16 protein-coding genes are annotated in these 24,682 nt (G+C 47.5%); 9 read left to right on the top strand and 7 right to left on the bottom strand.

Features of this window, described 5'->3' with window-relative positions; all coding sequences use genetic code 11:
* Position 1: 1 nt before the first annotated feature.
* Positions 2 to 691 carry a M23 family metallopeptidase gene (locus tag ACUALS_RS16880; protein ID WP_454449936.1) on the bottom strand — a complete coding sequence of 230 codons (690 nt, stop codon included), beginning with the start codon at positions 689 to 691 and terminating at the stop codon, positions 2 to 4.
* A gap of 520 nt (positions 692 to 1,211) precedes the next feature.
* Between ACUALS_RS16880 and ACUALS_RS16875 the strand changes: the two genes are divergently transcribed.
* Positions 1,212 to 3,569: a fatty acid cis/trans isomerase gene (locus ACUALS_RS16875; protein WP_454449935.1), complete on the top strand. Its 2,358-nt coding sequence runs from the start codon at positions 1,212 to 1,214 to the stop codon at positions 3,567 to 3,569.
* Between the two features lie 40 nt (positions 3,570 to 3,609).
* Positions 3,610 to 3,798: a hypothetical protein gene (locus ACUALS_RS16870; protein WP_005473708.1), complete on the top strand. Its 189-nt coding sequence runs from the start codon at positions 3,610 to 3,612 to the stop codon at positions 3,796 to 3,798.
* Between the two features lie 51 nt (positions 3,799 to 3,849).
* Here ACUALS_RS16870 and ACUALS_RS16865 read toward each other — a convergent pair whose 3' ends face one another.
* The 4 genes from ACUALS_RS16865 to ACUALS_RS16850 all read right to left on the bottom strand — a co-directional run bounded on the left by ACUALS_RS16865 (position 3,850) and on the right by ACUALS_RS16850 (position 10,905).
* The gene (locus ACUALS_RS16865; RefSeq protein WP_454449934.1) at positions 3,850 to 5,766 is read right to left on the bottom strand and encodes a transporter substrate-binding domain-containing diguanylate cyclase; all 1,917 of its coding nucleotides are present in this window, start codon (positions 5,764 to 5,766) and stop codon (positions 3,850 to 3,852) included.
* A gap of 234 nt (positions 5,767 to 6,000) precedes the next feature.
* Positions 6,001 to 7,263, bottom strand: coding sequence for a sigma-54-dependent transcriptional regulator (locus ACUALS_RS16860; protein WP_454449933.1), 1,263 nt, complete (start codon positions 7,261 to 7,263; stop codon positions 6,001 to 6,003).
* Positions 7,250 to 9,610, bottom strand: a complete 2,361-nt coding sequence (locus ACUALS_RS16855; RefSeq protein ID WP_454449932.1) for an ATP-binding protein — start codon at positions 9,608 to 9,610, stop codon at positions 7,250 to 7,252. The genes ACUALS_RS16860 and ACUALS_RS16855 overlap by 14 nt, the downstream gene beginning before the upstream one ends.
* Positions 9,607 to 10,905, bottom strand: coding sequence for an ABC transporter substrate-binding protein (locus tag ACUALS_RS16850; protein ID WP_454449931.1), 1,299 nt, complete (start codon positions 10,903 to 10,905; stop codon positions 9,607 to 9,609). The genes ACUALS_RS16855 and ACUALS_RS16850 overlap by 4 nt, the downstream gene beginning before the upstream one ends.
* 288 nt (positions 10,906 to 11,193) lie before the next feature.
* Here ACUALS_RS16850 and ACUALS_RS16845 point away from each other — a divergent pair, with 288 nt between their 5' ends.
* The 5 genes from ACUALS_RS16845 (at position 11,194) to ACUALS_RS16825 (ending at position 18,953) form a co-directional block, all read left to right on the top strand.
* Positions 11,194 to 12,573: an MFS transporter gene (locus ACUALS_RS16845; RefSeq protein WP_454449930.1), complete on the top strand. Its 1,380-nt coding sequence runs from the start codon at positions 11,194 to 11,196 to the stop codon at positions 12,571 to 12,573.
* Between the two features lie 167 nt (positions 12,574 to 12,740).
* The gene (gene pyk, locus ACUALS_RS16840; protein ID WP_454449929.1) at positions 12,741 to 14,195 is read left to right on the top strand and encodes a pyruvate kinase; all 1,455 of its coding nucleotides are present in this window, start codon (positions 12,741 to 12,743) and stop codon (positions 14,193 to 14,195) included.
* A gap of 252 nt (positions 14,196 to 14,447) precedes the next feature.
* The gene (locus ACUALS_RS16835) at positions 14,448 to 16,196 is read left to right on the top strand and encodes a formate--tetrahydrofolate ligase (RefSeq protein WP_039473793.1); all 1,749 of its coding nucleotides are present in this window, start codon (positions 14,448 to 14,450) and stop codon (positions 16,194 to 16,196) included.
* Between the two features lie 138 nt (positions 16,197 to 16,334).
* Positions 16,335 to 18,224 carry a DUF294 nucleotidyltransferase-like domain-containing protein gene (locus tag ACUALS_RS16830; protein WP_038136539.1) on the top strand — a complete coding sequence of 630 codons (1,890 nt, stop codon included), beginning with the start codon at positions 16,335 to 16,337 and terminating at the stop codon, positions 18,222 to 18,224.
* A 9-nt stretch (positions 18,225 to 18,233) separates the two neighbouring features.
* Positions 18,234 to 18,953: a 3'-5' exonuclease gene (locus ACUALS_RS16825; RefSeq protein ID WP_454449928.1), complete on the top strand. Its 720-nt coding sequence runs from the start codon at positions 18,234 to 18,236 to the stop codon at positions 18,951 to 18,953.
* Positions 18,954 to 19,001: 48 nt separating this feature from the next.
* Here ACUALS_RS16825 and ACUALS_RS16820 read toward each other — a convergent pair whose 3' ends face one another.
* Positions 19,002 to 19,784 (bottom strand): sulfite exporter TauE/SafE family protein, encoded by a 783-nt coding sequence (locus ACUALS_RS16820; RefSeq protein WP_454450043.1) that lies wholly within the window; start codon positions 19,782 to 19,784, stop codon positions 19,002 to 19,004.
* Between the two features lie 335 nt (positions 19,785 to 20,119).
* On the opposite strand from ACUALS_RS16820, the gene ACUALS_RS16815 reads away from it, so the two are divergent.
* On the top strand, positions 20,120 to 21,097 hold the full coding sequence (locus ACUALS_RS16815) for a DUF1852 domain-containing protein (protein WP_038188856.1): 978 nt from the start codon (positions 20,120 to 20,122) through the stop codon (positions 21,095 to 21,097).
* A 22-nt stretch (positions 21,098 to 21,119) separates the two neighbouring features.
* Positions 21,120 to 22,148 carry a methionine synthase gene (locus ACUALS_RS16810; protein WP_454449927.1) on the top strand — a complete coding sequence of 343 codons (1,029 nt, stop codon included), beginning with the start codon at positions 21,120 to 21,122 and terminating at the stop codon, positions 22,146 to 22,148.
* A gap of 90 nt (positions 22,149 to 22,238) precedes the next feature.
* Here the strand turns inward: ACUALS_RS16810 and ACUALS_RS16805 are convergent, their stop codons facing one another.
* Positions 22,239 to 24,599 (bottom strand): Lon protease family protein, encoded by a 2,361-nt coding sequence (locus ACUALS_RS16805; RefSeq protein WP_454449926.1) that lies wholly within the window; start codon positions 24,597 to 24,599, stop codon positions 22,239 to 22,241.
* Positions 24,600 to 24,682 lie beyond the last annotated feature (83 nt).

The following is a 24,682-nucleotide window of genomic DNA, read 5'->3' as shown; positions in this document are numbered from 1 at the left end:
GTTAGTTCGTTGCATCTTGGCCTTGAGGCAGATTTCTGAAATACAACCTCGATTGGGCGATAAACTTGTTCGGGTCAACAAACTGGTGAAATGTCGGGTGTTCGGTTGTGTAACCTGTCATCCAATTGCTACGCCCACTTGTTGGGTAGTCAGACGGTGATCCGAGCCGTATCGAGAAGTGCAAGTGTGGCACGATACCAATACCATAACCTTCATCCGTTTCTGCAATATATCCAATAAGCTGCCCTTTGGTCACAGAGGCTCCCTTTTCAATCAACCATCGTCTCGCTGACACGTGACCATACAAAGAGTAAGCTCCTTTGGGAGTATGTTCGATGATAATCACGCCGCCATACGCCGCCTCATGGTCCGAGAAATAGACCGTTCCATCAGATATTGCATACACTTTCGTACCGGGAGCGGCAAAGTAATCCACCGCTGAGTGATAGAGATTGGGAAACAACGACGCCTGACCAAATTCTGCGAAATCTTGGAGCACGCCAGTTTCCTCCAGTGGCCATTGATAAGGCCCATTAGAGGTCGCAATGATATTCTCCAAAATCGGGGCAACTTTTTGCTCTTGGCGCTCTACCGCTTGTTCTTTCTTGTCGCTTATCAGCTTTGCTAGCCAAAAAGTCACCATGAGCAGTAGAGCAAAGAGATAAGGAAGCCATTTTCCGCGTTTAATCATTTTATTTTCGCCAACGGGTTGTTTTGTCACAGCATAACTAACCCAAGTTGGCGAGCAAGAGGAGCGACCTCATAAGGTGAAAAGTTAATCTAACATTAATCATACATCGTACTTATTAGGGTCTGTTGACCTTTTGCGGTTAAATTTTGTTCGGATGGGGACGCCTAGTCAAAATCGGTTTAGGCGCGGCAAGGGGTGTGTAGCCTAGTCATTCTAAGTAAATACCCCTTAACAAAGCATAAAACGATTTTAGCCCGGGGCGCGCAGCCGAACCCTTCGGGCAGCGTTTGTGGTTCATTTCTACTGCGTTATCGGCTTTTCATGTAGGCTAGCTACACTTCAAAGCCTCTGTCTGGTCTTGCTTGTAAAGAAATAGAAATTTCCCACAAACTGCTGCAAAAATCAGCTCGAAAGATCAACAGACCCTAGTATCCCATCCCATCAAACTCGGAGTTTTATTTGATTCTATGTCGACTTTCTGCTGCAATTTAGCCTCCATCAGACTTGAGCACTTATAAGCATGAATTTACGGACATTTTTTGTAATGGCTGCCGTCACTCTGTTCGCAGGGTGCGCGACCTACGCAGGGCTAAATTTCGACCAACTGTTTGGCGAAGCCGAAGTGGTTGAGCGCCGCGTCGACACACAAACTCATGAAGGCGTGTTCTTTCTTGACGAAGTTAAACCGATTATTGATAAACGCTGCGTCGTTTGCCACGCCTGCTATGATGCCCCCTGCCAACTCAAAATGTCTTCTGTCGAAGGCATCGACCGTGGCGCGAGCAAAGAATTAGTCTATCAAGGTACGCGCTTAACAGCGGCAAAACCGAGTCGACTGTTTGAGGATGCGCAATCAACACAAGAGTGGCGAACCATGGGATTCCACCCAGTGCTCAATGAACGCATGCAAACGCCAACCGCCAATCTAGAAGCGGGCTTGGTTGCAAAGATGTTGATGCAAAAAGAAGCCCACCCACTACCAAACGAGACTCAACTGACTGGTTTTGATTTTTCCGTCGATCGCGACCAAGTGTGCCCAACCATTGAAGAATATCAGCAGTATCAAAATGACTACCCGACGTGGGGGATGCCCTACGGAATGCCAAACCTGACCAAACACGAATACTCAACACTGATCAATTGGCTTCAAGACGGCGCCATCATGAACACGCCACTGCCCCTGACACAAGCGCAGCAAGGCCTTGTCGACGAATACGAAGTGTTATTGAATAAGAGCTCACGCAAAGTTCAACTTGCCGCACGTTACATTTATGAGCATCTGTTTCTGTCGCACCTTTACTTTTCTGATCTAAATGAGCCAGAGCCAAGATTCTTTACGCTGGTGCGCTCTAAAACGCCACCTGGTGAACCTGTAGAGCGCATTGCGACCCGCCGACCGTATGACGATCCTAACGTAGAGCGCGTCTACTACCGCCTAATACCAGAACAAGGCACAATTGTTGACAAAACGCATATGCCGTTTGCGCTTAACAAAGAGCGGATGCACAACTGGAAAACATGGTTTATCGACGCTGACTACTCAGTTGCTCAACTACCAGGCTACGAGCCAGAGGTTGCCGCTAACCCAATGACGGCATTTATTGACTTGCCAGTTAAAGCGCGATTTAAGTTCATGCTTGATAATGCGCAGAACACCATCAACGCCTTTATTAAAGGTCCGGTTTGCCGTGGACAACTGGCGCTCAACGTTATCAATGACCGTTTTTGGGTGTTTTTCCTCGACCCAGACAAGTCCGACATACCGGAAGTCAACGAATTCTATCGCTCTCAGGCTGACAACCTTAAGCTACCGGCAGAGCTAGAGAGTAATACCCTACCGATCACCAGTTGGGTCTCCTATTCACGCCAACAAGCCCGTTATTTAAAGGCAAAATCGGAGTTTGTTAATGAGTGGTTTAAAGATGGTAAGCACCTGACCACCGATGTCATTTGGACCGGAAATGGCACCAATCCGAACGCCGCATTAACGGTGTTCCGACACTTTGACAGCGCCTCGGTGGTGCAAGGTTTGGTTGGCACGCCGCCTAAAACAGCTTGGGTGCTCGATTATGCGTTGATTGAACGTATTCACTACTTATTGGTTGCTGGTTTCGACGTATACGGTAACTTTGGTCATCAACTTATGACGCGCATGTTTATGGACTTTTTGCGCCTAGAGGGTGAAAGTAATTTCGTGGCGTTGCTGCCAAGAGATGTACGCCATCAAGAACAATCGAGTTGGTACAAAGATCAAAGCCCGCAACTGAGCGACTTCTTACAGCGTAATGTTGCGCCATTTGATCAACCGACCCAAGTCGCTTACCAAACCGATAACCCGAAAGCAGAGCTCTACGATATCCTCCGCACCCAGCTTGCGCCTGTCCTCAGCAATCGCTATGACATAGAGCAAACTGGCTTCTCTATCGCCAATGAACAGCGATTAAGAAGCATCAATCACATTAAGGGCGAAGGTCTACTCTATGTGCCGCAAATTAGCATGGTGATGATCCGCTCTAAGCAGGGAGACGACCAGCTCTTCACCCTACTTCATGACAACGCGCATACCAATATATCTAGCCTGTTTGATGAGGAAAGCAATCGCGATCCGAAAAACGATAGCCTTACTCTAGTGAGAGGAGTGATCGGCAGTTACCCAGCCGCGTATTTATCTCTCGAGGAGTCCGACATTCCACAATTTGTAACTTTGCTTAGTAACATTGAGAGTGAAGAAGACTACGTTAAGTTATTGGATAGATTCGCTGTTAGACGCAGCTCTGATGAATTCTGGCCCTTTAGCGACCGCGTTCATCGCTGGTATCAGCAAAATCAACCGATCGAATTTGGATTGCTAGACTATAATCGTTTTGAAAATAGGTAAAACCAACTAACAAGCAGTGCCGCTGCTCATGGGAGGTATTATGGGAATTCAAGATAGCATTAAGATTTTGGAACAGCAGATCTATGTGGCGTGTTCGGAAGGAGACTACGACACAGTCAAAATGCTAGAACATCAATTGGATAACTTACGCACCAAAGCGGAACACCCATTTGATGAAGACCCGTATGCTCCAGAGGGAAAGTTCTTCCCGGAGGATGACTGGTACTAATACCAACACCCCACAATCATGTGGGGTGTTTTGTTTTTGCGTCAGTGAGCATCAGTCCGTTTGATAGTAGGATGATTTGTCGCTGTACATGGCAGTGTCGGCTTTTTTGAGTAGCTGACGTAAGCCTGAATGGGATTTAATGTCTCGAGCAACACCAATAGCGACGGTGACCTCAACCTCCTCGCCGTTGGATCTCTTTACACAGACTGTCGACAATTGAGATTTAAGCCTCTCTACTCCACTCAAACCGAGCCGGCTGATGACAATAAACTCGTCACCACCGACGCGATAGGCGTTTTCCTTCGTCAGGCGTTTAATCTGCTTGGCAACCGCTCGCAATACTTCATCACCGAAATGGTGCCCGTACGTGTCATTAAACTGTTTGAAACGATTGATATCGAGATAGAGAACCGTCCCATTTTCCACCGTTGATTTAGCAAGGTATCGATCTAACGCTCTTCGATTCTTCAATCCAGTAAGTTGATCGGTGGTTGATTGGTGATTGAGATAAAGCAAAGCGCCGGTGGCAAACAAGACAAACATCACGAACAACACCCTAACTTGGATATTGAATTTTTGCTCGGCGCTGTACAAATTACGCCAAGCGGGCTGAATGTTGTACATGTTGGCAATAGATTGAATATCAATGATGTCTTGCACTTGCGTGAAGGCTTCTGCCAAGAGTTTCCCTTCCTCCGTTCGATTAAAACCAAATGCGATGTTGGACTCAAAGAAAACACCTAGGCTTGAATCCTCCTCAATATTCAACAACCTATCCTTTCGCAGAACTCGATTCAAAGCAGCGCGATCAACTACAATATAATCCACTTCACCCGTAACCAAAGCATCGATCAGGGCTTGCTGATTATCGACAAAGTAAAACTGCTTTTGAGGTAATGCGGCTTGCAGTTTTTTGACCGCATAGTCTGCTTTCACCACCCCAATGCGCTCGGTGATAAGTTCGGATACATAGCGATAGATACCATCTTTGTAGCCGGAACGTTTCACCAAAATGGTCATTGCTCGATAGTGTGGCTTAGCAAAGTGCGTATACGATTCACGTGACTGGGAAACATGTATCGGCGCGATTACATCAATGTTCTGCGCTTTGAAATCAGAGTACATGCTTTGCCAAGACTCATCAGACCGACTCGTTACCTTACAATTGAGCTCGAGCATTTGACACGTTTGCTGCAAAATCGTGTAAGTCACCCCTTTGATTGCCCCGCTGGTTTGATAAATCACGTAGGGATACACAGGCTCCAGTTTAATTGAGAGTGGTTTTGTTTGGTCAAAGCCATAGCGAATAAGGTTATTTTTGATCGCATTGAGTCGGATCTGCTTTTGGTGATTGAGGATCGAGTCATGGAGCAAACGTTGGACCGATTCTGTCTGTGCGTAACGGACAAACTGTTCAACTAGTGTCACGTCGCTATCTTTCGCCACCGCAATGGTGACAGGAGGCGCCCCGATTTTGTTGTTTATAACTTCCGCTTGAAAACCGGCACTGTTAAACGCTTTCAGGTAATTGATACCGGCAACAATGGCATCAACTTCGCCACCGTTGAGTAGCTTTTGCGCCTCTTCTAGCGTTGAGTATTCATAGATTGCGATACTGGGGTAATGACGCTTCACAAGGTCTACAAATATGGTTCGTATTGGCGCAGCTACGCGTTTGACGTTCTTAAAATAGATGTTGTCTTTATAAAATAGGTAGGTGTACTCAATGTTGGTTGGAGCGGGCAAATGCAGGTATGCCGCCCGCTCTTTGGTGTAAGTTGTGTTCGGTGCAAAATCACTCTCTCCCGATCTGACCGAATCGAGCACTTCGCCGAAGGTATCAAAGTGACGATAGGTAAACTGGAGACCAAACTCTTCACTTAATGCGCCAAAAAGCTGCTTGGCGACAAAATCATCGGCGGTAATAGCAACGTCATAGTTTTGCCGCTCCCGAGCAGAAGCAGCCACTGCATCTATGCAAAACACACAGAGGCTGAGCAATAAAAGGTGTATTCCCGACTTCACTTATTTTTCTATTTATTATTAATTTTGGCATATCGTACAGTATCTTAAGTAAGATAAGCAATCAGTTGATCGGTGATTCCTTTTTAGCCTTAGCGTCAAATCACGCGATAGAGTAGTGCTGTCCTCAACGAATATTCATCACTCTTAACCAGTTATTGACGTAATTTTCTATTCTCGCTACTTTGCACTTTTAAACGATTCTTTATCAATATCGTGCTTTTTCATGCGTAAATAGAGTTTTTTACGCGGCACTTTCAAATAGTCAGCAGCGTCGCTAACTCGCCCTGAGTGAAGAAATAACGCATCTTCTATCACGCCCTTTTCAAAATCATCGACCAGTTCGTCCAGTGGCAACATGGTTTCAGCTTGGGTGTAAATTTTGTCTTTTCCCGTCAACTTAACGATACCTACTGCAAACAACTCAGCCACATTTCTTAGCTCTCGAACGTTGCCCGGCCATAAGTGACCGCGTAACACAGAAAGGTAGTTAGGTTCGACTTTTGGGATGACTTTACCGAGCTTGAGACAGCTCTGTTTCAAAAAGTGATGGAACAACACCACGACATCATCGGGTCTTTGGCGCAGCGGTGGCATCTCTATGACTCCCTGATTCAAAACGTAATAGAGCTCGGGGATGAGGCTTTGCTCAGCAATGAGCTGTTCTGGATCTTTGCCAAATATCGCAATCGCTCTAAACGCCTTACCTTCCCTCTCATTGGCGATCAAATGCTGCGCCAGCATTCGTTGGCAGGGCTCAGAGAGTTGCTCTGCGCCATCAAGCAACAAGGTGCCTGCTGTCACTCTTGCGAGCATCGCGCTCAATTGCGACTCTGATAAACTGGGGTCAGCGTGTATCGCCTCGCATCTGTTTGGTTGTGAAGACATGGTATGCAGCAAATTCGCCGCTAAGTGTCGCCCGCTTCCTGACTCACCCCAAATGACAACATGGTTTTCAAGCAATAAGTACTGAGAAAGGAGATGACGAATTTGCTCCAGTTGAGCGGATTTACCCACCAAGGACTTGTCAATCGTTGCCACCATTTGTTTCTTCTGCTCAACAAAGGCGCGGCGCAGGTCAAGGTGAGATTTCAGCATCTCAAGCAGTTCCGCTGGGTTAATCGGTTTCTCAATAAACTCGCACGCCCCTTTTCTGACGGCATCCACTGCCATTGGAATATCACCATGCCCTGTAATCACGATCACCGGAATGCGAGCATCAATCTGTTTGATCTTTTCCAGTAACTCCATGCCGTGCATTTGCGGCATATACATATCCAGCAATACCACACCGGGCCAGTCTCGTTTCAGATACCCAGTTGCCTCAGTCGGGTCAAGGAGTGCTTTTGCCGTTAAACCTGCAATATCCATCAAATGTTTATAGGAATCTAAAACATCCTGATCGTCATCCACAAGAAGAACAGAGTAATTAAGAGTTTGCATGAGGTAATTCCAATATCACAAGAGCGCCTTTGTCCAAACCAGAGGCTAAAACTATATTGCCAGCGTACTTTTCCATTAAAGATTGGCTGATGTTCAGACCTAAACCAAGGCCGACTTCTTTTGTTGTGGTAAACGGTGTAAACAGTTTATCGACGATATGACTATCAAACCCTTGACCACTATCGAACACACCAATCGCATGATGTGAGCGGGTGCTGTAGAGACTCTCTACTCGAATCTGACGTAACGGGCCATTGTGCTCTGCAATCGCATCACAACTGTTGACCAGCAAATTGATCAACACTTGCTCAATCGCCAACGCATTGCCATGGACGCGCAGTTCGTCATCCAGTTGATTGTCTATCTCAACCATCTGACGTTTGGCTTTGGGGTTGACTATGGTGATTGCTTGTTCCGCAATCTCTTTTAGATTTTGTTCTTTGGCCTGCTGTTCACCATCAGATTTCTTGGCAAAGTTGCGCAAACTGGAAATGATTTTGCCCATTCGCATAGCCAAACCTTCAATGTGTTCAAGCGTTTGATTCAGTGCCTTCTCGTCACCCGATTGCGCTGAAAGCTTGGCGCTGTAGAGGTAGGTCGACATGGCATTCAAGGGTTGATTCAACTCATGAGCCATACTGGTCATGGTTTGCCCTACCACCGCCATTTTCGCCGCTTGAATCAGCTCACCTTGAGTCTGTTTTAAGTTCTGCTCAGTGCGTTCACGCTCGACAATTTCTTCGGACAAACGCTGGTTTTTTTCAATTAAGTCCGAGGTTTTTTCTGCCACGCGTTTTTCTAACTCACGCGTATTGAGCTCTTGCTCGGTGATGTCTGTAATAGTGACAATCACTTTGTTGAGCTGACCATGGGAGAAAAGATGAAAATCAAAATGGAGATAGCAGGCTTTTTGATCAGACACCGACAGTACAATCTCATCGTGCCCTTGATTAAACAGAGCACCGCCACGTCGAAACACTTTTGCCAACGCCCTTTGGCTGCTGTTTTCAAATGAATCCCAGATCAGTTTTTTCTCTACATCCCCTTGCACGGCTAACAAGCGACGTGCACTTAAGTTCGCTGATTCCACGTAGCCTGCCAAGTCACATGTCAGTAGGCTTGCCGAAGTATTGTTGATCAAACTGATTGCATTGGTTCGCTGTATCTCTTTAACGCTCTCGCCGTACTCAATCAGTTTTTCACTCAAACGACCAATCTCATCCGCTCCATCCACTTGTATCGGATGGCTGAGATCGCCCTTCGTGATCGCATCAATGCTCGAACTCAGTGCCGTTAAGCGAGCCACAATGCGACGATTGATAAAGTAATAGGTCAAAAACAGTGACATCAAGATTGAAACACTAAAACAGACGATCAATATATGGTTACCGTACGAGACTAAACTCGCGGTTTGTGCTTTCACGTTGAGGAAACTGTCGTCTGCCAAGCGAACCACGCCACCGATTTGTTGGTGGATATCGTCAAGTTGCTGATCGATGTTTGCTTTAAGCACATCAATCCGCTGGTTCAGCGCCACGTTGTCGAGCAATTGATGGTAAAACACCCCTTCAGGCGCCAACAAGGTGGACAACTCTTGGATCAATTGCTGGTAGGCGATGGACGAAGGCAACTCAAAGATCGGCTCACTGCTGCTCAGAAGCTCATCCATTTTGTACTGAATCACTTTCGCTGCATTATGCACTTGCCCCAGTTGCTGCGCTTGAATCACTTCGCTGGTCATCGCAAACACATTCGACTCTACATCTAGTAGATGCTGAATGGTGCGCAATTGCTCCAGTGCGGTTGTTCGCTCGGTATCACTCTCATCTCGCTTGATAAGCCAATGCAGCTCTTGTCGAATCGGGGTTAACTCAGAGCGCACATCTTGGTGGAGCCAATGAATCTGCTCTTCCAGTTTGTTGACCCGTCGGCTTTGCTCAACGCGTTGCAAGACAAGCGCGCTGTATTGGCTGAGTGTTTCGCCCAGTACAAGATAGCGCTCAGCCAAGGTGGTCGTTTCTTTGTCTGTCAGAGCTCCGGTTTCTTGGTGATGCAGCGCAAGATTGATACCCTCTAGCTGTTCAGAAAGCTCTTCAATTTGGCGATTTAGCTCAACCTTATTAGTGAGTCTAGAGAGCAACTGAACGCGATGACGAATCTCACTGCTTCGGCTTTCTAGTAAGTAACTGGTGTTGTATTTGGGCACACTGTTTTCAAGCAGTTCACTCACTTGATCGTCTAGACGGTTCCAAGTAAGCCACGCGACCGCGCTGACCACCGTTAACAGAATGGTTGATCCCGTAAAAGCGATGATCAGTTTTGCGCCAATGGTACTCCACTTATTCATAATGGAGACTCAACTTGAAATGTGCGCAGCTCGCGAGCAACTTGGTTGAGGTTGGCTTCGAACTTTAGTCCAAAACGGTAGCTAAACTCGGCAAGGATCGCTTGTTCTAACCCATTGGATTGGCCGTCAAACTCAACTCGAGAAACAATAGAGTCACCAAGCTGTTCAATTTCTTGCTCGCTGACAGGGATGGTAAACAACTGCTGTTGTAACTCTCTCAACTGTGTGAGTTTTTCAACATCAGCTCCTTGGTCTTGTTCTAACTGCGCCAGGCTGTGCCAAATATCTTGCAGCTCAGGGAGACGCTTTGTGATCGCTTCATCAAAGATGATGTTGACCAACTTCTCACGCTGCATCAGCTTAGCCAAGTTGAGTGCGGGGTTCTTATTACTGAACAGCGAATCATCATTGATCGAGTGCTTGGCAAAATTGGTGTCCACCATACTTTTTTGGACATCTTGCGATAGCAGCAAGCGAATAAAACGATCGGTCGCGGCATTATCGCCCGATTTTTTCAGGATTCCGATGTAAGTCGGCATCAGTGTAAAGTCAGAGTCGTAGGCAAACTCCACATACTGGAACTGTTTGGGGAGCACCAGCGCGTAACTGTCAATCGTTGGGCCAATACCAAACTGCCCTTTCGCCACATAATCAGCCACACCAAAACTGCGCGAAGAGATCGTGCCTAAATTTGCCCCTACGTTCAAAATGATCGCCCAGCCTTTGCCCCAACCATGTTTGGCAAGAATGCTCTCGATCATCATTTGTGTCGTACCCGAGCGGCTTGGAGTACTCATGGTGATGTGGCCAAAATAATCAAACCGAGCAAGATCTTGAAACCGTGTTGGCGCTTTGAGGTTATTCGCCATTAAGTAGTCTTTGTTCCAAACCAATCCAGCACCGGAGTAGCCAACGCTCACCACTTTATTGCGCTTGGGTAACACAAACGGCACCAACCACTGGGGCATTTCATTCCCGTAGGCAACCTTGGCCAGCTGATTACGCTTGTAAAGCTCTTCCATCAAAAACGGCGATGAGCTGAGTACCACATCGACATCTTGAATATAGCTTTTGTTCAACAGTTGAATTGCAGATTGAGTTCGACGGTGGATCAGTTTGATGTCCACCTTAGGGTTTTGCTGTTTGTACTCGAACATCAGCTCGGCAATCGGCTCGCTGGAGAAGGTGGTCAGTATCACCAATTGCTCCTGACTGATCGCAGCCGATGAGCTCAATGTCAGCCATGCGGCAAGGATAGAATGGCGCCACGCGGTTAACTTTCTAATCAATCTCACTTCACAAAATCCCTTCGAAATGTGCGTCAATTCAAAAACTGGAGAAAACACCATTAATTTCTTTTTTGAGCAATTGGGTCACTGCTGACGCATCTTGTTATTTCACTAACTGTAATTCTATCAATTTCGCCACTGATAGATCGGTTAAAAGTGCCATTTTTAACCCAGCCCAATAGTTCATTTGAGTCACTTTTGTCTCAAAAAGTCACTTTTGAGCGTTTTCGTTACCTTCTGCATGATGCTCCCGACAACTCATTTACCGTCACACATTCACGGAGTGAAACATTTATGTTTAATTTCTTTAAAACACGTCCGGACTTACCTTTGTCCGATGGTTCGAAAGAAGCCATGCAATCTCGCTTTAAGCGTTACCAATGGCAGGTTTTTTTAGGCTTAGTCTTTGGTTATGCCGTTTTCTACGTTGTTCGTATGAGCTTAGGTGTCGTTAAGAAACCGATGCTTGATGCAGGCATCGTAACCATTGAAGAGCTGGGTATTATGGGCTCGGCGTTCTTCTTTACCTATGCGATAGGTAAGTTTTCAAACGGCTTCCTTTCTGACTACGCCAACATTGGCCGCTTTATGTCGTTTTCGCTGCTCTTATCAGGTGCAACGGCCGTGGTAATGGGCTTGAACACCGCTGGTTTCTTCTTTGTTCTGCTTTGGGGCTTGAACGGTTGGTTCCAGTCGGTTGGTTCAGCACCATCATGTGTTTCCTTGTTCCAATGGTTCTCGCCAAAACAGCGCGGCTCTCGCTACTCTGTATGGGGCGGTTCACGTAACATTGGTGAAGGTATCACTTGGATCCTAACCGCAACGCTAGTGAGCTACCTAGGCTGGCGTGCAGGCTTCATTGGCGCTGGTATCGCGGCCATTGCAGCAGCACTTTGTATGTTCTTTGCACTTAAAGACCGCCCTCAAACGTACGGTCTACCAGATGCTGCAACAGCATTCGATGAAGAGCCAGAAATCAAGAAAGCAAACGATCCTAAAGAGACACGTCGTGCTCAGATGTTTGTTCTAAAACAACCTGTGGTATGGCTTATTGCAGCAGCGTGTGCAGCTATGTATGTCTCTCGCTATGCTATGTCTTCTTGGGCAGTGCTTTACCTTCAAGAGTCAAAAGGCTACTCGCTGATCGATGCTGGTTTTGCGATGTCAACGTACCCTATTGCTGGCCTTGCAGGTGCTATTTTGTCCGGTATCGTGTCTGACAAACTATTCAATGCAAACCGTCATATCCCAACCCTACTTTACGGATTGGCAAACATTGCAGGTATGTGTTTGATGTTCTTTGGTCCAGACAACCGCATTATTGATGCCGTCGCACTTGGATTGATTGGCTTCGCGATCGGTGGTCTTGTGGTCTTCCTAGCGGGTCTAACAGCTTGTGACCTAATGCCGAAGAACGCAGTCGGTGCGGTAAAAGGCTTCATTGGTCTGTTCTCTTACATGGCAGCCTCTGCGCAAGAAGTGGTATCAGCATCGCTTATCACAATCACTGAGGTTGATGGCGTTAAGCACTATGACTTCTCTCAAGCTCAGTACTTCTGGCTAGCGGCAGGTGTTGTGTCACTACTCTTAGCATTGACCGTTTGGAATGCGAAGAAAGTGGTCGATATCGACGAAGAGCAAAAACCTGAGCTAAAAGCTAACCCAGCAAGCTAACAACATACGGGGAGTTCGCTCCCCTTTGGCTGGCGGTCGTCATTCTACTGTGAATGCTCGTCTTAAAGGCTCATATCCATGACGAGTATCTGCCCTGTCAAGGAATACGACCACCAGCCTCCCCCTTTTTAATACCCAATTTCAGTTATGTTGTTAAAGGTAAGGTTATGAACAAAACAAAAATTGTCGCAACAGTTGGTCCAGCAAGCCAAAGCTCACCTGTGTTAGAAGAGATGATCCTCGCTGGTGTGAATGTCGTGCGCCTGAATTTCTCTCACGGCAACCCAGCGGATCACATCGCTACCGCAGCACGAGTGCGAGTGGCCGCCGCAAAATTAGGCAAACACGTCGGTATATTGGTCGACCTTCAAGGTCCTAAGATTCGCATTGCAGGATTTAAAAATGACGCGATTCACCTGAACGCCGGTGACACGTTTATTCTCGATGGGGCGCTAGACTCACAATCAGGCGATGAGCAACGTGTCGGTTTGGATTACCCACAACTCATCAAAGACCTCTCACTTGACAACCAACTGCTGCTTGACGATGGTCGAATCCAACTGGAAGTCTCTGCAATAAACGACGAGAAAACCATGGTAGAGACCAAGGTAATCAACGGCGGAAAGCTCTCCAATCGCAAAGGGATCAATTTGCTCGGTGGCGGACTCTCTGCCCCTGCCTTAACTGAAAAAGACAAACAAGATATTCAAACCGCCGCTGTAATTGATGCTGAGTTTCTCGCAGTTTCGTTTCCACGCAACGCGGAAGATTTGCAGGATGCTAGGCAGATCGCTCGCCAAGCAGGTTGCCAAGCGCAAATCGTCGCTAAAATTGAGCGCGCCGAGATCGTTGCTAACCAAGACGCAATGGATAAGGTGATTCAAGCGTCCGACGTCATTATGGTCGCCCGCGGGGACCTTGGCGTAGAAATCGGAGACGCGCGCTTACCGCGCGTGCAAAAAACCTTAATTGGCCGTGCAAAACACTTTGGCAAACCGGTCATTACCGCCACACAAATGATGGAATCCATGATTGAAAACCCGTTGCCAACCCGCGCGGAAGTTATGGATGTCGCCAACGCAGTGATCGATGGCACCGATGCTGTGATGCTCTCCGCTGAATCGGCCACTGGCGCTTACCCTGTCGAGGCAGTAAAAGCAATGGCACGTATCGCGCGCGGCGTTGAGCTGGAAACCGAATGCTCAAGCCAATGCTGGGAAAGCGTTCAACAACTGTGCAGCAGCAGCAGTAAGAGCTTTGCCATCTCTTCGATATTGCTGGCCGCGCGCTCACAACAAAACCTTGGTGTTGCGGTGTTCACAAACAGCGGTGAGACTCCTCTGCTCATGTCTCGTTGCCACAGCAAAGCCGTAATTTGGGCGCTTAGCAATGATGAAAAGCTATTAGCTCGCCTGTCACTGCTGCGTGGTGTTGAGCCCGTTTACGCCTCGGTAGAGGACCGCGACCTATCCGATACGGTATTGGATATCCTCGATAAGCCGATCCGTGATAGCGGCATTCATTCGCTGCTGATCTCGCGTTTTGAGTCCGTTGAAGGTTCAGGCGACATCAACATCAGCCGTTTGATTACGATTGCCAACAAAGAGTCGGTTGCCGCTTAAGATTTCTCCTCCTTAGATATTTATATCTAATCACCCTCCCCCATCCTTGCTCCACAGGGAAACTTAGGGATTTGGCCTACCTTTACGGTAGGTCCTTTTTTTATCGGTGCTGTCTCTTTATGTTCCATCATGGTCCGATTTCAGTTAAAGTCGACATCAAACTAAAACTATCGCTTTACAACGTACTATTTAACGTTATTATCCTTGCGCAAACGTTTGCCTTACTATTTGTGTGTGTTTTTAGAGGGTTTTATGCTGTCCGATATCGAGATCTGCCGTACGACATCACTGCTGCCTATATCTGAGGTTGCTCAACAAGCTGGTTTACTAGAATCAGACTTCCACAGCCAAGGAAAATACAAGGCCAAAATTTCCCTTGATAGCCTAAAGCGCCTGTCAAACCGCGATAGCGGAAAGTTGGTTCTTGTCACCGCCATTACCCCCACGCCACTTGGCGAAGGTAAAACGGTCACAACCATTGGCCTAGCTCAGGGCATTGCCAAATTAAATCACTCAGTGATGGCGTGTATTCGCCAGCCCTCTATGGGCCCCGTTTTTGGCGTGAAAGGCGGTGCAGCGGGCGGTGGTTACTCGCAAGTCGCCCCGATGGAAGAGCTAAACCTGCACCTTACTGGTGATATCCATGCCGTGACTGCGGCGCACAATTTGGCTGCGGCCGCGATTGACGCGCGCATCTATCACGAGCAACGCCAAGGCTATAAAGACTTTGAGCAACGCACGGAGATGAAAGCGCTCAAGATCGATCCAAAACGCGTCGTTTGGAAGCGCGTCATGGACCACAATGATCGTGCTCTGCGCATGGTCACCGTAGGTCGCAACGAACCTAACAAAACCATTAACGGTTTTGAGCGTGAAGATGGCTTTGATATTTCCGCTGCATCTGAGCTAATGGCTATCCTTGCCCTTGCCTCTGACCTAAAAGATCTTCGTGCTCGCATTGGCCGTATTGTTGTCGCTTACGATATTGATGGTAACCCGATTACGACGGAAGATTTGCAAGTCGCCGGTGCGATGGCAGTAAGCATGAAAGAGGCGATCGAGCCAACGCTCATGCAAACGCTTGAGGGCGTACCAACGTTAATCCATGCTGGTCCATTCGCCAACATCGCCCACGGCAACTCTTCAATTATCGCCGATAACATCGCGACCAAGTTGGGTGAGTTCACGGTCACTGAAGGCGGCTTCGGCTCCGACATGGGCTTTGAGAAAGCGTGTAACATCAAAGCGCAAATGTCGCAGAAATCGCCAGATTGTGCGGTTATCGTCGCAACCCTTCGCGGCCTAAAAGCAAACTCCGGTCTTTATGACTTAAAGCCTGGCCAACCAATACCTGACTCCCTATTTAATGACGACCAAGATGCACTCGTTGCAGGTTTCGAAAATCTTAAATGGCATATCAACAACGTCAGCAAATATGGTGTCCCTGCGGTGGTCGCGATTAATCGCTTCCCGCAAGATAGCGATGAAGAGTTGCAAGCCCTTAAAGCGATGATCGAGTCGTTACCTAACGAGGTTGAAGTGGCTATCAGTGAAGGTTTTGCCAAAGGTGGAGAAGGAACGGTAGAACTTGCCAAGAAAGTGATCGCCCAATGCGAAAAACAGGTCACATTCACTCCTCTGTACACATTCAGCCAAACCACGGAAGAGAAACTGATGGCGGTAGCTGAAGTGGGTTACGGGGCAGCAGGTGTGACACTTAGCTATCAAGCTCGCAAACAGCTTGATGAACTCAAAGCGCACGGATTCGATAACCTAGCAGTTTGCCTTGCGAAATCCCCGCTATCCATTTCAACCAATGGCAGCATTAAGGGCGCGCCATCAGGGTTTGATGTGCCAATCCGCGAACTTCGTCTATGTGCAGGCGCCGGCTTTGTTTATGCGCTGTGTGGCAACGTCATGACCATGCCGGGCTTACCAGAAAAACCCGCCTTTATGAACCTTGATCTTGATGATGACGGCAACATCATTGGCTTAAGTTGATTACAATTTAAACCACAGTTCGAGGCTAAGTAGTTCAAACTTAGCCTCTTTTTTATCCTCATTTCCGCTCTCTCCATGCAGTTGGCCTCGATATCATGTACCATTGGTACATCACTTCGCGAAAAACTGGAACTCTTCATGGAAGCAGAACTACTGGAAATCAAAAACTTCCTCGCCCAACACCCGCCTTTCGACGAACTTGAAGATGACGTACTTAATTTCGTCACTAAGCATGTTGAAATCTCTTACTTCCGAGAAGATACCCCTGTGATTCATTTTGGCGACGAAATCCATGACCTTTATATGGTTCGCAGCGGAGTCGTCGAAGTGTATCGACGCAAAGGCGAGCTCTACAATCGACTTGATGAAGGGGCGTTGTTCGGGCAGATGGGACTGCTAACCAACAACAAAGTCCGTTTTCCCGCAAAAGCGATTAAAGATACGCTGCTTTACTGCATTCCAGAAGCGGTCTTTCAAGAGTTGTATGAAAAGCACGAAACCTTTGCCGACTTCGTCGAAGTAGAAGATAACGCCCGATTACGCCAAGCGGTATCGAGCAATAACGAGCAAAATGACTTAACGACGTCTAAAGTGCGCACCCTACTCAGCGGTGAAGCGCCTTTTGTTATCAAAACAGAGTCGATCCAAAATGCGGCCATTAAGATGGCGGATGAAAATGTCTCATCTTTGCTCATTATCGACCCAGATGTTCTCGAAGATGACGAAGATGACAACAATCCGCTCGTCGGCATCATTACTGACCGCGACCTTTGTACCCGCGTGCTTGCCCAAGGTTTAGACCCGAATGATGAAGTCTCGAGTGTCATGACCACCGAAGTGATCTCGCTCGACCACAATGCCTACGTTTACGAAGCCATGCTTACTATGCTTCGCTACAACGTGCATCATCTTCCAGTATTAAAAGACAAAAAACCGATTGGTATCATTGAAGCTACCGATATAGTTCGCTACGAATCACAAAACTCGCTGCTGTTGGTCAGTAGCATCTTCCAACAACAATCGATAGAGGAGCTGGCGACACTCTCTGAACAAGTAAAAGATAGCTTTGTCCGATTAGTAAACGAAGACGCCAACTCTCACATGGTCGGCAGCGCAATGTCGGTGATTGGCCGAAGCTTCAAGCAGCGCATCATTGAACTGGCAGAAGAAGAACTGGGCGAGCCGCCAATTCCATACTGTTTTGTTGCTTTAGGGTCGATGGGGCGCGACGAACAATTGCTGGTCACGGATCAAGATAACGCCATCATTCTTGATAACACCTTTGTCAAACAAGAACACGACGCCTATTTTGCGGAGTTAGCGAAACGCGTTTGTGATGGCTTAGACAAATGCGGCTACACCTACTGTACTGGTGACATCATGGCGACCAACCCAGATTGGCGTATGACCCGCACCGAGTGGGAAGAGTGCTTCGCCGATTGGATTGACGACCCGAACCCGAAAGCGCTGCTCAACGCTTCGATCTTCTTCGACCTTGATGGCGTTTACGGCCGCCTTAAATGGGCAGAGCAACTGAACGGATTTATTGTCCGCCGCGCTAGAAAGAACAATCGCTTCCTCGCGTGTTTGGCTCGAAATGCCATGAACCGAACGCCGCCTTTAGGCTTTTTCAAAGACTTTGTCATGGAAAAAGATGGCCAGCACAAAAACTCTATCAATTTGAAACGACGTGGCACCGCCCCACTGGCGGATCTTATTCGCGTTCACGCGTTAGCGGTTGGCTCACGCTCTAAGAACTCGTTCGAACGCTTAGACGACATTCAGGAAGCGGGCATTTTGCCGAAAGGAAAAGCTCGCGACCTGAGCGACGCGCTGGAGTTTATCTCCATGGTGCGTATTCGCCACCAAGCATTCGATGTTGAGAATCAGATCGATCCGGATAACAACATTGAGCCTGAAAACCTGTCTGATTTCGAACGTCGTAACCTTAAAGACGCGTTCCAGATCTTAAGCAATGCGCAGAACTTCCTTAAATTCCGCTATCAAGCCAGTAACAACTTCAAGTAAGAGGCGATAATGATCAAACGAATTATGACGCCGCCGAGCATAGACTGGCCAATGAAGTTCAAACGCAAACTGGAATCGGTTCAGCATCCCGAACTGCGCGAATACTATCAAGCCGGTGTGGTTGACGCGCAAACGCCTCTCGACGAGGTCACATTTTTGGCAATGGATTTTGAAACCACAGGACTTGATTCTGAGCAAGATGACATCATCACCATTGGTACGGTTCCTTTCACGCTCAACCGCGTGTTGATTAACCAAGCCAAACACTGGACGGTTCGTCCTCGGAAACAACTTGAAGAAGACTCAGTGATCATCCACGGTATCACCCATTCGGATGTCTTGGATGCGCCGGACTTAAGTGAAGTGTTTGCTGAGATATTGGCGCAAATGCAAGGGCGAATTATGGTCGTCCACTATCAGCGTATAGAGCGAGAGTTTTTTAACCGAGCGCTACTTACCCGTATCAATGAAGGGATCGAATTTCCCGTCGTTGACACCATACAGCTTGAAACCTTAGTCCAACAAAAATCCAACGGTGGGCTTTTAAATCGATTAAAGGGGCGCAAACCGGCTTCAGTTAGACTTAGTGCGAGCCGCTCTCGCTACGGTTTACCGCAATACACTCCGCACCATGCGCTGACAGATGCCGTGGCCACCGCTGAGCTATTGCAGGCACAAATCGCTTATCACTACGAGCGTAACACGCCAATCAACCATATTTGGCTTTAATCCACTCTGCCAAGCAAACCGTTCGATTGCTTGGCAGAACGAAGAGCGTTAGCTAAGCGCCATGTTGGTTGCCATCGCAAGCAAGAGTGCCGCGAAAATTTTCTTGATAACCGCAACGGGCAAGGATTGTGTTGCTTTCGCCCCAAGCGGCGCAGTAAACCAAGAGGTACAAACGATGCCAAACAGTGCTGGCAAGTAGACAAAGCCCGCAAACCCATCACTCAGGGCAAAGTCAGCGCTGCCCGAGGTGATATAGCCAACAGAACCGCTCACCGCGATAACAATTCCACACGCCGATGCGCAGCCAATGGCTTTTTTCATATCGACAGAGAAAAAGGTCAACAAAGGCACCAACAACGCACCGCCACCGATCCCAATCATTGCCGACAAACCACCAGTCAACGTGGTTAACACCGTCAGTAACCCTTTATTTGGCATAGCACGCTCTGTCGAGTTGTCCCCTTTGCCACCAAACAACATTTTAAGGGCTATAAGCACAACGCTGACAGCGAATACAATGCGCACCACCTGCTCGGGCAATAGCGCGGCCAGAAAACCACTCACAAGCGCGCCAAGAGCCACGCCAGTCATAATCCACGGAGCCAATTCCCATGGCACATTACCATTTCGATGATGGGCAAGCGCCGAAGAGGTGGAAGTAAACAGGATAGACGCGAGGGAGGTTGCGATCGCACAGATCACCACCTGCTCTGCAGGCAAGACTTGGAAGTGCAACAAGATTACGCTTAGTATCGGCACAATCACTAACCCACCGCCAATACCGAGTAATCCGGCTAAGAAACCAACACCGCTGCCCAACAACGCGCACATCACCACTAATAACACTATGTCACTCACTGCTTCACCTTTATTTGTTTATCGCGGCGACGATTAAACGATTCCATTCGCCGTTTGTAGCACATCAATATATCCCTTCACGGTTCGGAATAAACATGAATTTTTCTCATATTGAATGTGAAGGATTTCCGCTGTTATTAACCTGCTGTTCAACGGTATAAATCAATCAACGCTCAAAATACCCATGACGCTCAATAGATTCACCAAACAAAATACGGGTAGAGCGAGAGAAATATAACAAGGAATATCTCGCAGCGAGCAAAATTATAAATCAGCTTTCATCTCAGGAAATAGGATCGCAGACCGCCATGAGTACAGATTTCAACTTTACGATTAAAAGCATCAGCCTTGATGAACATTACCAACCAGCAGATAGCACTCGAATCACCACTAATTTCGCCAACTTGGCACGTGGGGAAAGCCGCCAGGCCAACCTTCGCAATGCGTTAAAGATGATCGATAACCGTTTCAATGCCTTAGCACACTGGGACAACCCAAACGGTGACCGTTACTCGGTGGAACTCGAGATTGTCTCTGTCGATATGGACGTGGTTGAAGGCGACGAAAGTTTCCCTTCAATCGAAGTACTGAAAACGTATATCGTCGATCATAAAACCAATGAGCGTATTGAAGGCATCGTAGGAAATAACTTCTCTTCCTATGTTCGTGATTACGATTTTAGCGTTCTTCTTCTCGACCATAATAAAGATCAACCGCAATTCACGGTGCCAGATAATTTCGGAGACCTCCACGGTAAGCTGTTTAAATATTTTGTCGACTCTTCAACTTACAAGCAGCATTTTAATAAACCTCCAGTGATCTGCTTAAGTGTTTCAGACAATAAAACCTATTTCCGTACTGAAAACCAGCATCCAGTGTTGGGTTACGAATACCAACCTAACGAGTCTTCGCTGACGGAACAATATTTCCAAAAAATGGGTCTGCAAGTGCGCTACTTTATGCCACCAAATAGTGTTGCTCCGTTTGCATTCTACTTTTTTGGTGACTTGCTAAATGACTACACGAACTTGGAGTTAATCAGCACCATCAGCACAATGGAAACATTCCAAAAAATCTATCGTCCAGAGATCTACAACGCGAATGCGGTTGCCGGAAAATGCTACAAACCGAACCTGAAAAACTCTGACCATTCTGTGACTCAAATCGTTTACGACCGAGTAGAGCGAAGCCAGTTGGCAGTACAACAAGGCAAGTTCGCAGAAGAACATTTCATCAAACCTTACCAATCGATTCTTGAGAATTGGTCGGCGAACTACGCGTTATAACTCATTTACGGTGGCATTGATTATGAAAACTCTATTACCAACTTCAACCGCGGGCAGTTTGCCAAAACCTTCGTGGCTGGCTCAACCAGAAACACTTTGGTCTCCTTGGAAATTGGAAGGCGATGAGCTCGTTAGCGGAAAACAAGATGCGCTCAACTTGTCCCTGCACGATCAACAACGCGCAGGGATCGATATTGTCAGTGACGGCGAGCAGACCCGACAACACTTTGTCACGACCTTTATCGAACACCTAGACGGCGTAGACTTCGAGCAGCGCAAAACTGTGACGATTCGCAATCGCTACGAAGCCAGTGTACCTAGCGTGGTTGGCCCGGTATCAAGGCCAAAGTCGGTGTTTGTTGAAGACGCAAAATACTTGCGCCAGCAAACGGATAAACCGATCAAGTGGGCGCTTCCTGGCCCTATGACAATGATCGATACACTCTACGATGATCACTATCAGAGCCGCGAAAAACTGGCGTGGGAATTTGCAAAAATTCTCAACCAAGAGGCCAAGGAACTAGAGGCGGCTGGCGTTGATATTATCCAGTTTGATGAGCCTGCTTTTAACGTCTTTTTTGATGACGTCAACGACTGGGGCATTGCTTGTCTGGAGCGCGCCATTGAAGGCTTGAAGTGTGAGACCGCGGTTCATATCTGTTACGGATACGGCATTAAAGCCAATACGGATTGGAAGAAAACTCTAGGGTCAGAATGGCGTCAATATGAAGAGGTCTTTCCGAAACTGCAACAGTCCAACATCGACATCATCTCTTTGGAGTGTCACAACTCACGTGTTCCTGTGGAACTGCTTGAGCTAGTGCGCGGTAAGAAAGTAATGGTTGGCGCAATTGATGTCGCAACCAACGAGATTGAAACGCCCGAGGAAGTGGCAAACACACTGCGCGAAGCACTCAAGTATGTAGATGCCGACAAACTTTACCCATGTACCAACTGTGGTATGGCGCCCCTTGCTCGTGACGTTGCCTCGGCAAAACTCAATGCACTCAGCGAAGGCGCCGCCATCGTGCGCAAAGAGTTAACGGAATAGAAAAACAATCGCACTTATCGGGATAAAAAATGCCAGTTCAATCAGTGAACTGGCATTTCATTTTAGGGTTGATTATCTAAGCGAGGAACACTATTTGCGCAATGCATTTAACTTCGCTTGCGCGATACCGAAAATGGTGTCTATTGGATAACTGCCCTCCTCACTCGGTTCACCCGCAGGTTTACCCATAAAGAGCTCAATAGCTTCCGTTACGTGGTCAATCGCCCAAATGTGGAACTCACCCTTCTCAACGGCTTTAACTACGTCTGGCCTTAGCATCAAGTTATGCATGTTTGAACGTGGAATGATCACCCCTTGTTCATTGCTGCGACCTTTAATGCCACAGACATCAAAGAAGCCCTCGATCTTCTCATTCACCCCACCAATCGGTTGAGACTCGCCAAACTGGTTCATCGAGCCAGTAATCGCAATGTCTTGGCGATTTGGTTGTTTGGAGAATGCCGATACCACCGCGCAAAACTCCGCCATGCTCGCGCTATCACCATCGACGCCACCGTAAGACTGCTCGAACGTGATGGTGGTATTAAGCGGCACTTTGGCCGTTTTACCAAACACCGATGACAAGTAGGCACTTAAAATCATCACTCCTTTCGAGTGAATACTGCCACCCAGATCGACGCTGCGTTCAATGTCTATCACATCACCGTCGCCATAACAGGTCGTCGCGGTAATTCGGTTTGGTGCACCAAACATGTATTCACTGGTACTAAGCACCGACAACGCATTCACTTGACCGACCGCTTGCCCCTCTGTTTGTAAAAGCGTTGTCCCGTTAATGAACCCTTCCATCACGGTATCTTTTAAACGGCTCACTCGCAGTTCTTGATTGGACAATGCTTCTTCGACGTGATTTGAGCGAATCATATTTGAGTTGGCTTGCCGAGCGACGTAATTTGATTCACGCAGTAAGTTAGCGATGTTGGCAGAATGCAAAGAGAGCTTAGTCTGGTCACCCGCAAGGCGAGAACTGTGCTCAATGATGCGCGCAATGGCTTTCTTGTCACAATGCAGCATGTTGTTGTCATTGACGACACTAGATATAAAGCGCGCATACTGAAGCTCTGCCTCAGAACAGCGAGGCATTTCATCCTCGAAGTCTGCCGTCACCCGAAATAGCTCGCTGAACTCTGGATCATAGTGCTGCAGAAGTTGGTAAGTACGATAGTCACCAAACAAGATGATTTTCACATCTAATGGGATTGGTTCAGGGTCCAGTGAAACCGTCCCCGTTAACGTCACCTCTTTCTCCAGTGAAGAAAAACTTAACTGACGCGCACGCAACGCTCGCTTTAATCCATCCCAAACGTAAGGTTGCTCAAGCACCTTCTGAGCATCCATCAGTAATACTCCGCCATTGGCCTTATGCAAGCTACCAGGGCGAATCAGTGAGAAATCCGTAAACACGGTGCCTTTAAAGGTTGCCGTTTCTACGTAACCAAACAATGAGTGATAGTTCGGGTTCTCTTCTACAACAATCGGAAAATCGCTGTCTTTACGGCTTACAAGGACGTTAACCTTGTATCGGCGCGGTAATTTCTTATCCAAAGAAGCGGTCGCCACTTCACCTTGCTCCGCGCTTTGCTCAAGAAAAATATCGGCGTTATCTACGATATCTTGCTGCAGTTCGGTCAGGTAAGTTTTGATTTCTGAATAGCCAGAGTAATCTTTTTTGAGCTGCTTAATAAAATGAGTGATCACGTCTAGTGTCACGTCATCATTTAACTTTTTGATTTTCTCACTGTAGGCTTCTTCCCATTCCGTCAACTGGCGAACCATGTTGCGCAGCTGCACTTCAAGATCGTCAATCGCGGCGCCAAAGTGCTCTTGCTCTTTTTTGCTTAATGCATCAAACGATTCTTCGCTGTGCAGTTCTTCGCCATTCATCGCAACAAACTGGTAGTCACCTTGGCTGGTGATCGTCAGACTGATGCCTTTGGCTTTTGCCTCTTTGGTGATTTGCGCGAGCTCCGCCTCTTGTTTGGTCGCCAACTGGTTTTTTAGACGGTCAGCTCGGCTGTAGTAGAGTTCATTGTCGAACGCGAGTGGCATCGCGTTGAGCAGCTTCGAAACTAACTTTTCAATGTCTTGCTTTAACTTGCTGCCCACGCCGCAAGGTAATTTCAAGACTTTCGGGGTTCGAATATCTTCAAAGTTCGCCACGTAACACCAGTCGTACAGCTCGTTCGCATCATGTTGGTGTCGGTTTAAATAACGCAAGATCATCGTACGTTTGCCAAGACCATTTTGGCCGATCGCGTAGATGTTGTAGCCCTTTTCCTTAATGGACATAGCAAACTCTACCGCTTTCTGAGCACGTTCTTGACCTACAATTTCATCGATGGGTGCCAACTCTTTGGTTGATTTGCTCGGCAGGGTTTCTAACTCTGCGGCATGGTATAGCTGGCTCGCTTCTAGTCGCTGAATCGCCATATCCTCGTTCCTTGTTGTTGTTCTTATTGGGTCTCTATTGCCTTAGTTTAGGACATATTTAGTTATAATTTAGTGACTTAGGC

It is taken from the genome of Vibrio sp. NH-7 (assembly GCF_053643215.1).
This window is presented reverse-complemented; position numbering and strand designations above follow the sequence as displayed.

What these genes read in the sequence shown, in the direction of transcription:
- ACUALS_RS16845 (WP_454449930.1), top strand. Translation starts at nt 11,194, where the DNA reads ATGTTTAATTTCTTTAAAACACGTCCGGACTTACCTTTGTCCGATGGT.
- ACUALS_RS16830 (WP_038136539.1), top strand. Translation starts at nt 16,335, where the DNA reads ATGGAAGCAGAACTACTGGAAATCAAAAACTTCCTCGCCCAACACCCG.
- ACUALS_RS16815 (WP_038188856.1), top strand. Translation starts at nt 20,120, where the DNA reads ATGAGTACAGATTTCAACTTTACGATTAAAAGCATCAGCCTTGATGAA.
- ACUALS_RS16860 (WP_454449933.1), bottom strand. Translation starts at nt 7,263, where the DNA reads ATGCAAACTCTTAATTACTCTGTTCTTCTTGTGGATGACGATCAGGAT.
- pyk (WP_454449929.1), top strand. Translation starts at nt 12,741, where the DNA reads ATGAACAAAACAAAAATTGTCGCAACAGTTGGTCCAGCAAGCCAAAGC.
- ACUALS_RS16825 (WP_454449928.1), top strand. Translation starts at nt 18,234, where the DNA reads ATGATCAAACGAATTATGACGCCGCCGAGCATAGACTGGCCAATGAAG.
- ACUALS_RS16805 (WP_454449926.1), bottom strand. Translation starts at nt 24,599, where the DNA reads ATGGCGATTCAGCGACTAGAAGCGAGCCAGCTATACCATGCCGCAGAG.
- ACUALS_RS16880 (WP_454449936.1), bottom strand. Translation starts at nt 691, where the DNA reads ATGATTAAACGCGGAAAATGGCTTCCTTATCTCTTTGCTCTACTGCTC.
- ACUALS_RS16820 (WP_454450043.1), bottom strand. Translation starts at nt 19,784, where the DNA reads ATGTGCGCGTTGTTGGGCAGCGGTGTTGGTTTCTTAGCCGGATTACTC.
- ACUALS_RS16855 (WP_454449932.1), bottom strand. Translation starts at nt 9,610, where the DNA reads ATGAATAAGTGGAGTACCATTGGCGCAAAACTGATCATCGCTTTTACG.
- ACUALS_RS16870 (WP_005473708.1), top strand. Translation starts at nt 3,610, where the DNA reads ATGGGAATTCAAGATAGCATTAAGATTTTGGAACAGCAGATCTATGTG.
- ACUALS_RS16810 (WP_454449927.1), top strand. Translation starts at nt 21,120, where the DNA reads ATGAAAACTCTATTACCAACTTCAACCGCGGGCAGTTTGCCAAAACCT.
- ACUALS_RS16835 (WP_039473793.1), top strand. Translation starts at nt 14,448, where the DNA reads ATGCTGTCCGATATCGAGATCTGCCGTACGACATCACTGCTGCCTATA.
- ACUALS_RS16875 (WP_454449935.1), top strand. Translation starts at nt 1,212, where the DNA reads ATGAATTTACGGACATTTTTTGTAATGGCTGCCGTCACTCTGTTCGCA.